General features: G+C 64.0%; 12 protein-coding genes. All 12 read left to right on the top strand.

Features of this window, described 5'->3' with window-relative positions:
* Positions 1-18 precede the first annotated feature (18 nt).
* The 12 genes from H3Z74_RS14100 to H3Z74_RS14045 all read left to right on the top strand — a co-directional run bounded on the left by H3Z74_RS14100 (position 19) and on the right by H3Z74_RS14045 (position 12769).
* Complete coding sequence (locus tag H3Z74_RS14100) at positions 19-1545, top strand: acyl-CoA carboxylase subunit beta (protein WP_187760268.1); 1527 nt, start codon at positions 19-21, stop codon at positions 1543-1545.
* Positions 1546-1561: 16 nt separating this feature from the next.
* Positions 1562-2131: a hypothetical protein gene (locus H3Z74_RS14095; RefSeq protein ID WP_187760267.1), complete on the top strand. Its 570-nt coding sequence runs from the start codon at positions 1562-1564 to the stop codon at positions 2129-2131.
* A gap of 10 nt (positions 2132-2141) precedes the next feature.
* Positions 2142-2576: a methylmalonyl-CoA epimerase gene (gene mce, locus H3Z74_RS14090; RefSeq protein ID WP_187760266.1), complete on the top strand. Its 435-nt coding sequence runs from the start codon at positions 2142-2144 to the stop codon at positions 2574-2576.
* 58 nt (positions 2577-2634) lie between these two features.
* Positions 2635-3375, top strand: coding sequence for an enoyl-CoA hydratase-related protein (locus H3Z74_RS14085; RefSeq protein WP_187764329.1), 741 nt, complete (start codon positions 2635-2637; stop codon positions 3373-3375).
* Between the two features lie 7 nt (positions 3376-3382).
* A complete protein-coding gene (locus tag H3Z74_RS14080) occupies positions 3383-3979 on the top strand; it encodes a histidine phosphatase family protein (RefSeq protein ID WP_229726579.1) in 597 nt (198 codons plus the stop codon).
* Positions 3976-4515, top strand: coding sequence for a 3'-5' exoribonuclease domain-containing protein (locus tag H3Z74_RS14075; protein ID WP_187760264.1), 540 nt, complete (start codon positions 3976-3978; stop codon positions 4513-4515). The genes H3Z74_RS14080 and H3Z74_RS14075 overlap by 4 nt, the downstream gene beginning before the upstream one ends.
* Positions 4512-6653, top strand: coding sequence for a methylmalonyl-CoA mutase (gene scpA / locus H3Z74_RS14070; RefSeq protein ID WP_187760263.1), 2142 nt, complete (start codon positions 4512-4514; stop codon positions 6651-6653). Before H3Z74_RS14075 ends, scpA begins: the two co-directional genes overlap by 4 nt.
* A 113-nt stretch (positions 6654-6766) precedes the next feature.
* Complete coding sequence (bioB, locus tag H3Z74_RS14065; RefSeq protein WP_187764328.1) at positions 6767-7771, top strand: biotin synthase BioB; 1005 nt, start codon at positions 6767-6769, stop codon at positions 7769-7771.
* Positions 7762-8133, top strand: coding sequence for a lysozyme inhibitor LprI family protein (locus H3Z74_RS14060; protein ID WP_187760262.1), 372 nt, complete (start codon positions 7762-7764; stop codon positions 8131-8133). The genes bioB and H3Z74_RS14060 overlap by 10 nt, the downstream gene beginning before the upstream one ends.
* A gap of 61 nt (positions 8134-8194) precedes the next feature.
* Positions 8195-8473: a hypothetical protein gene (locus tag H3Z74_RS14055; RefSeq protein ID WP_187760261.1), complete on the top strand. Its 279-nt coding sequence runs from the start codon at positions 8195-8197 to the stop codon at positions 8471-8473.
* Positions 8470-10584 carry an acetyl-CoA carboxylase biotin carboxylase subunit gene (locus tag H3Z74_RS14050; RefSeq protein ID WP_229727084.1) on the top strand — a complete coding sequence of 705 codons (2115 nt, stop codon included), beginning with the start codon at positions 8470-8472 and terminating at the stop codon, positions 10582-10584. The genes H3Z74_RS14055 and H3Z74_RS14050 overlap by 4 nt, the downstream gene beginning before the upstream one ends.
* Positions 10585-11305: 721 nt before the next feature.
* On the top strand, positions 11306-12769 hold the full coding sequence (locus H3Z74_RS14045) for an efflux transporter outer membrane subunit (protein WP_187760259.1): 1464 nt from the start codon (positions 11306-11308) through the stop codon (positions 12767-12769).
* Position 12770: the final 1 nt, after the last annotated feature.

Genomic DNA, 12770 nt, shown 5'->3' with positions numbered 1-12770 from the left:
AATTTGCCGGAGAGCCGCATGTCGTCGACCATCGCCGAACTCGAACGCAAGCGTCAGGCAGCGCGCATGGGCGGCGGGGAGAAACGCATCTCGGCCCAGCATGCCAAGGGCAAGCTTACCGCACGCGAGCGGCTCGACGTGCTGCTCGACCAGGATTCGTTCGAAGAGCTCGACATGTATGTCGAGCATAATTGCGTCGATTTCGGCATGCAGGACCAGATCGTTCCCGGCGATGGCGTGGTCACCGGATCGGGCACGGTCAACGGCCGGCTGGTGTTCGTGTTCAGCCAGGACTTCACCGTGTTCGGCGGCAGCCTCAGCGAGCGCCATGCGCAGAAGATCTGCAAGGTCATGGATATGGCGATGAAGGTCGGCGCACCGGTGATCGGCATCAACGATTCCGGCGGCGCGCGCATCCAGGAGGGCGTCGCCAGTCTTGGCGGCTATGCCGAGGTGTTCCAGCGCAACGTGCTGGCCAGCGGCGTCGTGCCGCAGATTTCGCTGATCATGGGGCCGTGCGCGGGCGGCGCGGTCTATTCGCCGGCGATGACCGACTTCATCTTCATGGTGAAGGACAGCTCCTACATGTTCGTCACCGGCCCCGATGTCGTGAAGACCGTCACCAACGAGATCGTCACGCAGGAGGAACTCGGCGGCGCGGTCACGCACACCACCAGGTCGGGCGTGGCCGATGTGGCGTTCGAGAATGATATCGAGGCGCTGCTCGCGGCGCGCGACTTTGTCGATTTCCTGCCCGCGTCGAACCGTGAAACGCCGCCCGAGCGGCCGAGCTCGGACCCCTGGGACCGGGTCGAGGACAGTCTCGACACGCTGATCCCGGCCAGCGCCAACCAGCCCTATGACATGCATGAACTGATCCGGAAGACGGTCGACGAGGGCGATTTCTTCGAGGTCCAGCCGACTCATGCCGCCAATATCATCATCGGCTTCGGCCGGATCGAAGGGCGAACGGTCGGCTTCGTCGCCAATCAGCCGATGGTGCTGGCCGGTTGCCTCGACATCAATTCGTCCAAGAAGGCGGCCCGCTTCGTGCGTTTCTGCGACGCGTTCGACATTCCGATCGTGACGTTCGTCGACGTGCCCGGCTTCCTGCCCGGCACCAGCCAGGAATTGAACGGCATCATCAAGCACGGCGCGAAACTGCTTTTCGCCTATGCCGAGGCGACCGTGCCCAAGATCACCGTGATCACCCGCAAGGCCTATGGCGGCGCGTATGACGTGATGGCCTCCAAGCATTTGCGCGGCGACCTCAACTATGCCTGGCCGACCGCGGAGATCGCCGTGATGGGCGCAAAGGGCGCGGTCGAGATCATCTTCCGCGGCAAGACGCCGGAAGAGATCGCTGAACGCACCGCACAATATGAGGCGCGCTTCGCCAATCCGTTCGTCGCCGCGTCGAAGGGCTTTATCGATGAGGTGATCCAGCCGCACTCGACCCGGCGGCGCGTTGCGCTAGGGTTGCGCAAGCTGCGGGGCAAGGCACTCGAGAACCCGTGGAAGAAGCACGACAATATTCCCCTGTAATCGTCGAGGTAGACCCATGCTCCCACTCCTTCTTCTCGCCCTTCAAGCGGCCGCACCAGCTCCCGTTGCCGCTCCCCCGTCACCTGCCCCCGCGGCACCGGCGGCGCCCGCGCCCTGGGCAGTGCGTGAGCGCGCCGACGCAGCGAACGGCGTGTTGACCACCACCACCTCGGTCATCGCGCGCGACGGATCGTCGCGCCTGATCGTGAAGTGCGATCGGGGGACCGAATCGATCGTGTCGGTGCAATTCATCACCAAACAGGTGCTGCAGACGGCAGCCGATACCGGCGAGTTCGCCGACAAGCAGGTGGCGCTGCGCTTCAATGGCGGCCCGGCGGTCGCCGACAATTGGCAGTTTCGCGGCAGCGCCGCCTTCATTGCCGCCGCCACCCCGGTCACCACGCTGACCACCGGGCTGGCCAAGGCCAAGACGATCACGGTCGAAACCACCAATTCGGCGAATTTCGCCTTTTCCGCCACCTTTGACGGTCCCGCGACCGATGCGCCGGTGCGGCAGGTCCTGACCGCCTGCGGCTACACGCTCGGCACGGTGCCTCCGCCGCCGGCGCCGCCGGCCAAGAAGTGAGGCGCGACCAGTGACGCTTGGCCGTCTCAACCATGTCGGGGTCGCGACGCCCTCGATCGAAAAATCGATCGAGACCTATCGCACCCTGCTTGGCGCGACCGTGATCGGCGCGCCGTTCGACCTGCTCGCGCAGGGCGTGAAAGTGTGTTTCATCGACACGCCCAACACACAGATCGAACTGATCGAGCCCTATGACGACAGTTCGCCGATCGCCGGCTTCCTGAAGAAGAACCCGGCGGGCGGTCAGCACCATGTCTGCTTTGAAGTGCCCGACATCGATCAGGCGGTCGCCGACCTCAAGGAGAAGGGAGCGACCGTATTGGGCGAACCGCGCATCGGCGCGCACGGCACGCCGATCGTCTTTGTCCACCCCAAGGATTTCGGCGGCCTGCTGGTCGAGCTGATGGAAACGCCCCGGGATTCTCATCACGCCGGCGATCATTGAGACGGAGAACAGAGTGCCCGAATTCGAAACGATCCTGACCGAGCGGCGCGGCGACGTGATGCTGATCACGCTCAACCGGCCCGAGCGGCTCAATGCCGCGCCGCCGCAGATGGCAGACGAGATCGGCGCAGTGCTCGATCATCTCGATGGCGCGCGCGCCATCGTCCTCACCGGCTCCGGCCGCGCCTTCTGCTCGGGCGCCGACCTGCAGGCGCGGGGCGGGGGATCGATCAGCGGCGGGCGCGCGTCGTACAATGCGCTCACGCGCCATTATAACCCGACGATGATCAAGCTGGCCGAACTCGACGTGCCGATCGTCAGCGCGGTCAACGGGCCGGCAGCCGGAATCGGCTGCTCGATCGCCTTGTGCGCCGATTTCGTACTGGCCGGACGGTCGGCCTATTTCCTCCAGGCATTCGTCAATATCGGCCTGGTCCCGGATGGCGGCGCGTCCTGGATGCTGACCCGGCTGGTCGGCAAGGCACGCGCGACCGAAATGATGCTGCTCGGTGAAAAGATCGGCGCGGAGAAAGCCGAAAGCTGGGGCCTGATCCATAAATGCGTCGATGACGCGGTGCTGCTCGACGAAGCGCTGGCGCTGGCCGACCGGCTCGCCGCCGGCCCGACGCTGGCACTCGGCATCATGCGCCGCAACATTGCCGCGGCGATGGACGGTACCTATGCCGAAGCGCTGATCCGCGAAGCCAATGGGCAGCGTGTCGCCGGCAGCAGCGCCGACGCGATGGAGGGCGGCATATCCTTCCTCCAGAAGCGCAAACCCAGCTTTACGGGCGCCTGAAAAGGCCGTGGCGATCGCCTATTATCTTTCCCACCCGCAAGTCCGGGTCGATCCGGCAATACCGGTTCCCGATTGGGGATTGTCGGACGCGGGCCGCGAGCGGCTATCCGCGCTGGCCGGGCGGGCGTGGCTGGCGAGCGTCCGCCGCATCGTCTCGAGCGGCGAGCGCAAGGCAATCGAAACGGCGGAAATCCTCGCCCCGCTGACTGGCGCCACGGTGGAAGTGGTTGCCGCCATGCATGAGAATGACCGCAGCGCGACCGGGTTCCTGCCGTCAGAAGAGTTCGAGGCGACCGCCGACCAGTTCTTCGCGCAGCCCGCCCAGTCGGTTCGCGGCTGGGAACGCGCAATCGACGCGCAGGCGCGGATCGCACGCGCCGTCCGGCGCAGCCTGGCGGACCGTGCCGATGACGAGACGATCCTGTTCGTCGGCCATGGCGGTGTCGGCACGTTGCTGAAATGCGCCATCGCGGGCGATCCGATCGACCGGCGCCACGACCAGGCGGCGGCAGGCGGCCACCCTGGCGGCGGCAATGTCCATGCGTTCGAAGCGGATCTCTCGGCGTCGCGCTTCGGCTGGACGGCAATGGAAGAGCTGGCATGAAGGCGCATGTCATCGTCGATTGCGAAGCATCGGGTCCGTGCCCGGGCTTTGGCAGCATGATCTGCTTCGGCGCGTTCGTCGCCGAAGCCGAGCTGTCGCGTGGCTGGCGGTCGGCGGTGATTGAGCCCTATTCCGATGTCCATAACGACGCCGCCTATGCGTCGATCGGCATGACTCATCAGCAGCATGTCGCCGACGCGACGCAGGACCTCGCCGCTGCGATGATCGAATTCGATCGCTGGCTGACCGCGCTCGGTGCGGATCGCGTCGTGTTCTGGTCGGACAATCCGGCGTTCGACTGGCAATGGATCAACCATGGTTTCTCGGTCGCTGGTATCGCCAATCCGTTCGGCTTTTCGGCGCGGCGGATCGGTGATCTATATGCCGGGCTGACTGCCAATTTCGGCAATACGCAGGGCTGGAAGAGGCTGCGCCAGACCGCGCATGATCACGATCCGCTCAATGATGCCAAAGGCAATGCCGAAGCACTTGTCGCGATCCTGCGCGACCATAATCAGTTGGAAAAGCTGAGATGACTGACAAACCCACCCTCGATCAGTGGCAGGCCGCGGCCGCCAAGGAAGTGAAGGGCAAGAACCTTAACTGGCCGACGCCCGAGGGCATCACGGTCAAGCCGCTCTACACGGCGGAGGATGTGGCGGAGATCGATCCCGGCCTGCCCGGTTTCGCGCCGTTCACCCGCGGCGTGCGCGCGTCGATGTATGCCGGCCGGCCCTGGACGATCCGCCAATATGCCGGTTTCTCCACCGCCGAGGCGAGCAACGCCTTTTACCGCCGCAATCTGGCGGCCGGGCAGAAGGGCCTGTCGGTCGCGTTCGATCTCGCCACGCACCGCGGCTATGACAGCGACCATCCGCGCGTCACCGGGGATGTCGGCAAGGCGGGCGTCGCGATCGACACGATCGACGACATGAAGATCCTGTTCGACGGCATCCCGCTCGACAAGATGAGCGTGTCGATGACCATGAACGGCGCGGTGATCCCGATCCTCGCTTTCTTCATCGTCGCCGGCGAGGAACAGGGCGTGCCGCAGGAACTGCTCGACGGCACGATCCAGAACGACATCCTCAAGGAGTTCATGGTCCGCAACACCTACATCTACCCGCCCGAACCGAGCATGCGGATCATCTCGGACATCATCGGCTACACCAGCCGTCACATGCCGAAGTTCAATTCGATCTCGATTTCCGGTTATCACATGCAGGAAGCCGGGGCGACGCAGCTCCAGGAACTCGCCTTCACCATCGCCGACGGGCGTGAGTATGCGAAAGCGGCGATGGCTTCGGGACTCGATCTCGATGCCTTTGCCGGGCGGCTGTCCTTCTTCTTCGCGATCGGCATGAACTTCTTCATGGAGGTCGCGAAACTGCGCGCGGCGCGCAAGCTATGGCACCGCGTGATGACTGATCTCGGCGCCAAAGACGAGCGCTCGAAGATGCTGCGCACGCATTGCCAGACCAGCGGCGTGTCGCTGACCGAGCAGGACCCGTACAACAATGTCATCCGCACCACGATCGAGGCGATGGCGGCGATGCTGGGCGGCACGCAGAGCTTGCACACCAATGCGCTCGACGAAGCGATCGCGCTGCCGACCGATTTCTCCGCCCGCATCGCGCGCAACACGCAGATCGTGATCCAGGAAGAGACCGGCATGACCAAGGTCGTCGATCCGCTCGGCGGCAGCTATTATATCGAGAGCCTGACGCAGGAACTGTACGACAAGGCGTGGGAAATCATCGAGCGCGTCGAGAGCGAAGGCGGCATGGCCAGGGCGGTCGCCGCCGGCTGGCCCAAGGCGATGATCGAGGAAGCTTCGGCCGGCCGCGCCGCGCGCGTCGACATGGGCGAGGACGTGATCGTCGGCGTCAACAAGTACAAGCTGGCCGAGGAGGATGCGATCGACATTCTCGACGTCGATAATGTGGCAGTGCGGGAATCGCAGATCGCACGCATCAGGAAATCCAAGGCCGGCCGCGACGAAGATAAATGCCGCGCCGCGCTCGATGCCTTGCGCGAAGGCGCGCGCGGCACCGAGAATGTTCTTGGCCTCGCTGTCGACTGTGCCCGCCAGCGCGCCACGCTGGGCGAGATCTCCCTCGCGATGGAGGATGTGTTCGGCCGCTACGGCACCAAGCCGACGCCGGTCTCCGGTATTTACGGCGGCGCGCATGAATTCGACAAGCGCTGGCAGGGCCTGCTTGACGGGGTCGGCTCGCTCACGCAGCGCAAGGGGCGCCGGCCACGCCTGCTGGTCGCCAAGATGGGGCAGGACGGGCATGACCGCGGCGCCAATCTGGTCAGCTCGGCCTTTGGCGATCTCGGCTTCGAGGTCGTGCCCGGCCCGCTGTTCCAGACGCCCAAGGAGGCCGCGGATCTCGCGATCAGCTCGGACGTCGACGTGGTCGGTGCGTCGAGCCTCGCGGCAGGCCACAAGACGCTGATCCCTGAACTGATCGGTCATCTGCGCGATGCGGGCCGCAGCGATATCAAGGTGATCGCCGGCGGTGTCATCCCGGCACAGGATTATCAATATCTGCGCGACGCGGGCGTGCAGGGAATTTTCGGGCCGGGCACCAACCTGGTCAATGCGGCGGGCGAAGTGCTCCGGCTGCTCGGGCACAACATGCCCCCGATAGAGGAAGCTGCAGAATGAGTGACGTGATCGATCTCCAAACCCGTCATTCCCGCGAAAGCGGGAATCTCGCTTCTTCTTCATCCGACGATTCCACCCAGATCCAGGGCAGCGGGATCCCCGCTTTCGCGGGGATGACGGGGGCCGTCCGCAACGACTGGACACGCGAAGACATCGCCGCGCTGTTCGATCTGCCCTTCACCGACCTGATCCTGCGCGCGGCGCAGACTCATGCCGCGCATCACGCGCCCGGCGAAGTCCAGCTCTGCACATTGTTGTCGATCAAGACCGGCGGCTGTCCCGAGGATTGCGGATATTGCAACCAGTCCGCCAGCGCCGAGACCGACCTCAAGGCGACCAAGCTGATGGACGTCCGTGCCGTGCTGCAATCGGCGGCGCAGGCACGCGATGCCGGATCGCAACGCTTTTGCATGGGCGCGGCGTGGCGCAATCCCAAGGACCGCGACATGCCCGCGATCATCGAGATGGTGAAGGGCGTGCGGCAAATGGGCCTGGAGACGTGCATGACGCTCGGCATGCTTGAGCCGCACCAGGCGCAGCAACTGGCCGAGGCGGGGCTCGATTACTACAACCACAATATCGACACCGCGCCGGAGAAATATGGCGACATCATCACTACGCGCAGCTTCCAGGACCGGCTCGACACGCTGGAGAATGTGCGTGAAGCCGGGATCAACGTGTGCAGCGGCGGCATCGTCGGCATGGGCGAAACGCGGAGCGACCGGGTCGGCTTCATCCACGCGCTCGCCACCTTGCCGCGTCATCCCGAAAGCGTGCCGGTCAATGCACTGATCCCGATCAAGGGCACGGTGCTCGGCAACATGCTCGCCGACACGCCGCTCGCCAAGATCGACGATATCGAGTTCGTCCGCACCGTCGCGGTCGCGCGCATCACCATGCCGATGAGCATGGTGCGCCTGTCGGCCGGCCGCGAGAGCATGTCCGATGCGACCCAGGCTTTGTGCTTCATGGCCGGCGCCAACTCGATCTTCACTGGCGACAAGCTGCTGACCTCGGGCAATGCCGGTGACGATGCCGACGCCGCGCTGTTCGCCAAGCTCGGCTTGCGGCCGATGCAAGGCGCGGAGCCGATGCGGAAGGAAAAGACATGCTGCTGATCGCCCTGCTGCTCGCTGCGGCGCCCGCCAATTGCGCCGATCCGCAGACTCAGGCGGACATGACTCAGTGCGCCGGCAGCGCGGCGCAACGCGCCGATGCCGCGATGACCCGGCAGTGGAACGCCACCTACGCCTATATGAAGCGGCGGGATGCGCAGGACACGTCGCGCGGCGGCGGTTTCGGCTATGCCCCTGCATTGCTGGCGAGCCAGCGCGCCTGGCTGAAGTTCCGCGATACCCAGTGCGTGATCGAGGGCGGCGAGTTTGCCGATGGTTCCGCCCAGCCAATGGCGCAGGCGCAGTGCAAGGCGCGGCTGAGCGAGGCGCGGACGGCGCAGTTGCGCGGGTTGATCTGGAAGTGAGAGCGCACCCGATCTTCATCGGCGACAAATTGCTCACACTGGTGATGCCGGTGATGGCGGCGTGAACCACGCTGACCTGTTAGCGCTGGTGTTAGTCGCAATCGCTGCCGCTTTTGGTATCTGGATCGGCGTTCGAATTATGAGGCGAGCAGGGTTTCAGGCCGTGGATCGGTCGATGGGCCAACGCCTTTTTATCGCTGTGCTGCTTACCTTTACCATCGTGATCGGCCTGTGGGTCGGAGGCCGGGATAACCTGAGCGATCCTGGCGCAGTCCTTCTCGGAATTATATTCGGGCTTGTCGCGATGTTCTTTTCATTCCGTCGTCCAAAGAGATCCTGATGTTCAAGAAAATCCTGGTCGCCAATCGCGGCGAAATCGCCTGCCGTGTCATGCGCACCGCCAAGAAAATGGGCATCGCCACCGTCGCGGTCTATTCCGACGCCGATGCGCGCGCCCCGCACGTGCTGATGGCGGATGAGGCCGTGCGCCTCGGGCCGCCGCCGGCGGGGGAGAGCTATCTGCTCGCCGACCTGATCCTGCTTGCCGCGAAGGAAACCGGCGCGGACTGTATCCATCCCGGTTACGGTTTCCTGTCCGAACGCGAGAGCTTCGCCAAGGCGTGCGCCGAGGCGGGGATCGCCTTTGTCGGCCCGCCGCCGAACGCGATCGCCGCGATGGGCGACAAGATCGAATCCAAGAAGCTCGCCAAGGCGGCCGGCGTCAATGTCGTGCCCGGTTTCCTCGGCGAGATCGCCGATACCGACGAGGCGGTGAAGATCGCCTCGGAGATCGGCTATCCGGTGATGATGAAGGCGTCGGCCGGCGGCGGCGGCAAGGGCATGCGGCTCGCCTATAGCGAACAGGATGTGCGCGAAGGCTTTGAGGCGACCAAGCGCGAGGGGTTGGCCAGCTTCGGCGACGACCGCGTGTTCATCGAGAAGTTCATCGAAAGCCCGCGCCATATCGAAATCCAGGTGCTGGGCGACCAGCATGGCAACATCGTCTATCTGAACGAGCGTGAATGCTCGATTCAGCGACGCCACCAGAAGGTCGTCGAGGAAGCGCCCTCGCCCTTCGTCAGCCCCGAAATGCGCCGCAGGATGGGTGAGCAGGCGGTCGCACTGTCGCGTGCAGTCGGCTATTATTCGGCCGGTACGGTCGAACTGATCGTGTCGGGCGCCGACACCACCGGTGAGGGATTCTACTTCCTTGAGATGAACACCCGGCTCCAGGTCGAGCATCCGGTGACCGAGGAGATCACCGGGCTCGACCTTGTCGAGCAGATGATCCGCGTTGCCGCTGGTGAGAAATTGACGTTCGGCCAAGACGATGTGCGGATCGACGGTTGGTCGATCGAGAATCGCGTCTATGCCGAGGACCCGTATCGCGGCTTCCTGCCGTCGATCGGGCGACTGATCCGCTATAATCCGCGCGGCGACAACGATGTCGAGGATGACCCGTCGGCGCACCATGTCACCGGCAGCGAGTTGTGGCGCGAATACCAGGCCGAGCAGGAAGAGGCGAAGGAAACGGCGTTCGCCGAAGGTTCCTGGGCCTATGGCTACACCATGTCGCAGACGCGCATCGACGACGGCGTCGCCGAAGGCGGTGAAGTCAGCATGTTCTACGATCCGATGATCGCCAAGCTGATTACTTGGGCGCCAACACGGGAAGAGGCGATCGACGCACAGATCGCGGCGCTCGACCGGTTCGAGATTGAGGGGCCGGGCAACAATATCGATTTCCTGTCGGCGCTGATGCAGCATCCTCGCTTCCGTGAGGGACGGCTGACCACCGGCTTCATTGCCGAGGAATATCCTGAAGGCTTCGCTGGTGCGCCAGCCTCGGTGGAGTTGTTGAAACAACTCGCCGGTATCGCTGCCTTCGCCGCGACTGCCGAGGCCGATCGCGCGCGGCGGATCGATGGTCAGCTTGGTAAGCGGCTTCGGCCCCCCGCAGCATGGATCGTCCGCATGCATGGTAAAGACCATGCGGTCGAGATTTCGACCGATGGGATTGCCGTCGATGGCGAGGATCTCGACCTGGCCATGGAATATACTCCAGGCGACCGCTTCGTGACCGCCGAGATGCTCCCACGAAACCTGACGGTGAAAATCGCCCGGACGCGGACCGGTTTTCGCCTGACCACGCGCGGCGCATCGCATATCGCTCGCGTGCTGCCCGCACATGTCGCACCCTATGCCGAGCATTTGATCGAGAAGATCCCGCCCGATCTGTCGAAATTCCTGCTTTGCCCGATGCCCGGCCTGCTGATGCGGCTCGATGTCGCGGCCGGCGACAAGGTCGAGGCCGGTCAACCGCTTGCCGTGGTCGAGGCGATGAAGATGGAGAATATCCTGCGCGCGGAAAAGGCGGGCACGGTGAAGTCGGTCAATGCCAAGCCCGGCGACAGCCTCGCGGTGGACGAGGTGATATTGGAAATGGAGTGAGTCTCCCCAGGGCGGGTGCTGCGAACCCTCCGGACTGGCCAGCAGTGCGCATGGAATGCCATGACCGGTTTGAGATGGTGATTGCCCCCTTGGACCATTGTTTCCCGGCGAAGGAGTATCGGGTCGGATCGTCTCCCGGACGATCCTTGAACATGCGGGGCATGTTCAACCCGATGCTGATCCAGTCGAGGAGCATATGTAGTGACGCGAAGCGTCTGTTAGCTCCTGCCTTCCGACTGGGTCCCGGCCGTCGCCGGGGAAGATATATTCCCCAAAGAGATATCCGCCGCTCGAGACATGTTCGCTCTCGCGCAGACTGGGTAAAACGAGGAGGCGATTCAATATCGGCAGCGGTCTCATCATGATCGGGCCGGATCGAACTCCTGAATGGGTGATATCGCTTTGCTCAACCGTACAGAATTGGAACAACCGGCATGCTGTTCGGGCAGAAACAGCATGCTGTTATACGCTGTTTCCATGCTGTTATTGAATAACAGCATAAGTGGGTATTATCTGACTGAAAATAAACGGAAATTTTTCTCTGAAAATCCAACTTAACAGCATGGAAAAAATCTCGTGGAAAATAACAGCACGAACAGCAGAAAAATCCCGCATGATCGGCGCTTTCGAGCCGCAGCCGAACCCGTTCACACTCGCGCAAGCGACAAATTGCGACAATAAATCGATGGACCAAAGGCAACACGGCGACCATTTGAACATCATGCTTGGTTCGCGCATCTCTTTGCTGCTCGTCATCGCCCTGCCGCTTCAGGCGTGCGCGGTCGGCCCGAACTATACGCCGCCGGCCAGTGCCTCGCTTGGCGTGCCGGATGCCTATTCGACCCCGGCCCCGGCGGGTACTCCGCCCGATATCGCGACCTGGTGGACCAACCTCAACGATCCGCTGCTCAACTCGATCGTCGAACGGGCGCGGCGCGACAATCTCGACATTGCCCAGGCCGTGGCGCGGTTGCGCCAGGCGCGGGAATCGCTGGTTCAGTCACGCGCCAGCTTGCTGCCCAGCGTCGACGCATCGGCGGGTTATTCGCGCAACTTCAATCTGAAGGGGCAGAGTTTCGGCAATGTGACCAATGCCGGGATCGTCAACCAGAACTATTCCATCTCCGGCGACGTGTCGTATCAGGCCGATATCTTCGGCGGGGTACGGCGCTCGGTCGAAGCATCGCGTGGCGCCTATGAGGCGAGCGGTTTCGATCTCGCCTCGGTGCAAACCTCGATCGCCTCCGAGGTGGCGCGCAATTATGTCCTGGCGCGCGCCGCTCAGGCCAGCCTCGCCATCGCGCGCGGCTCGCTGACCATCCAGGACGACAATCTCGAAATTGCCGGTTTCCGCGTTCAGGCCGGGCTGGTTTCCTCGCTCGACAGCGAACAGGCGCGTGCGCAGCGCGCGCAGACCGCCGCGCAGATCCCGTCGCTCGAACAGAATTTCCAGCAGGCCGCCAACCGGCTCGGTGTCCTGACCGGCCAGGCGCCGGGCGCGCTTAAGGCTGAGCTTGCCGCCGTCGCGCCGATCCCTGCCGGCCCGTCCGCCGTGCCGGTCGGGGTGCCCGCCGACATCATCCGCCAGCGCCCCGATGTCCGCTCGGCGGAGCGCAATCTCGCCGCCGCGACCGCTCGGATCGGCGTGGCCGAGGCGCAGCTCTATCCCGCGCTCAGCATCGGCGGCAGCATCAGCACCAATGCCGGCCTGCTCGGCTCGCTTGCCGATGTCATCACCGGCCGGTTGTTCGCCAACGTCGCCCAGACGATCTTCGACGGCGGGCGCAATCGCTCAGTGGTGCGTGCCAACAAGGCTGCTGCCGATGGCGCTTTCGCGGCCTATAAATCGACCGTTCTGACCGCGCTGGAGGATGTCGAGAACGCGCTGACCGCGCTCGACACCGCGAAGGCGCGCCAGCGCGAATTCGCGATCCAGCTCGACGCGTCGAACAACGCCGCGATCCTCGCGCGCAGCCAATATCGTGCCGGCCTGACGGACATCACCACGCTCAACACGTCGGAAAGCTCGCTGCTCTCTGCGCAGAACGGCCTGGCGGGCGCAAAGGCCGACCAGGCCCAGGCGCTGGTGCAGCTCTATCTCGCGCTGGGTGGCGGCTGGAATAGCGCCGAAACCCCGCAAGCCCCGCCGGCCACGGCCCGGCAAGCCGACAAGACGCAGGAATAAG

Origin of the sequence: Sphingomonas alpina (assembly GCF_014490665.1) — a bacterium.
Classification (GTDB): Bacteria; Pseudomonadota; Alphaproteobacteria; order Sphingomonadales; family Sphingomonadaceae; genus Sphingomonas; species Sphingomonas alpina.
The sequence above is the reverse complement of the archived record's forward strand: the minus strand, read 5'-3'. Positions and strand labels throughout refer to the sequence as shown.

Coding starts and splice junctions, on each gene's coding strand:
- H3Z74_RS14100 (WP_187760268.1), top strand. CDS start 19: ATGTCGTCGACCATCGCCGAACTCGAACGCAAGCGTCAGGCAGCGCGC.
- H3Z74_RS14095 (WP_187760267.1), top strand. CDS start 1,562: ATGCTCCCACTCCTTCTTCTCGCCCTTCAAGCGGCCGCACCAGCTCCC.
- H3Z74_RS14060 (WP_187760262.1), top strand. CDS start 7,762: ATGCTGCTGATCGCCCTGCTGCTCGCTGCGGCGCCCGCCAATTGCGCC.
- scpA (WP_187760263.1), top strand. CDS start 4,512: ATGACTGACAAACCCACCCTCGATCAGTGGCAGGCCGCGGCCGCCAAG.
- H3Z74_RS14085 (WP_187764329.1), top strand. CDS start 2,635: ATGCTGATCACGCTCAACCGGCCCGAGCGGCTCAATGCCGCGCCGCCG.
- H3Z74_RS14075 (WP_187760264.1), top strand. CDS start 3,976: ATGAAGGCGCATGTCATCGTCGATTGCGAAGCATCGGGTCCGTGCCCG.
- H3Z74_RS14045 (WP_187760259.1), top strand. CDS start 11,306: ATGCTTGGTTCGCGCATCTCTTTGCTGCTCGTCATCGCCCTGCCGCTT.
- bioB (WP_187764328.1), top strand. CDS start 6,767: ATGACGGGGGCCGTCCGCAACGACTGGACACGCGAAGACATCGCCGCG.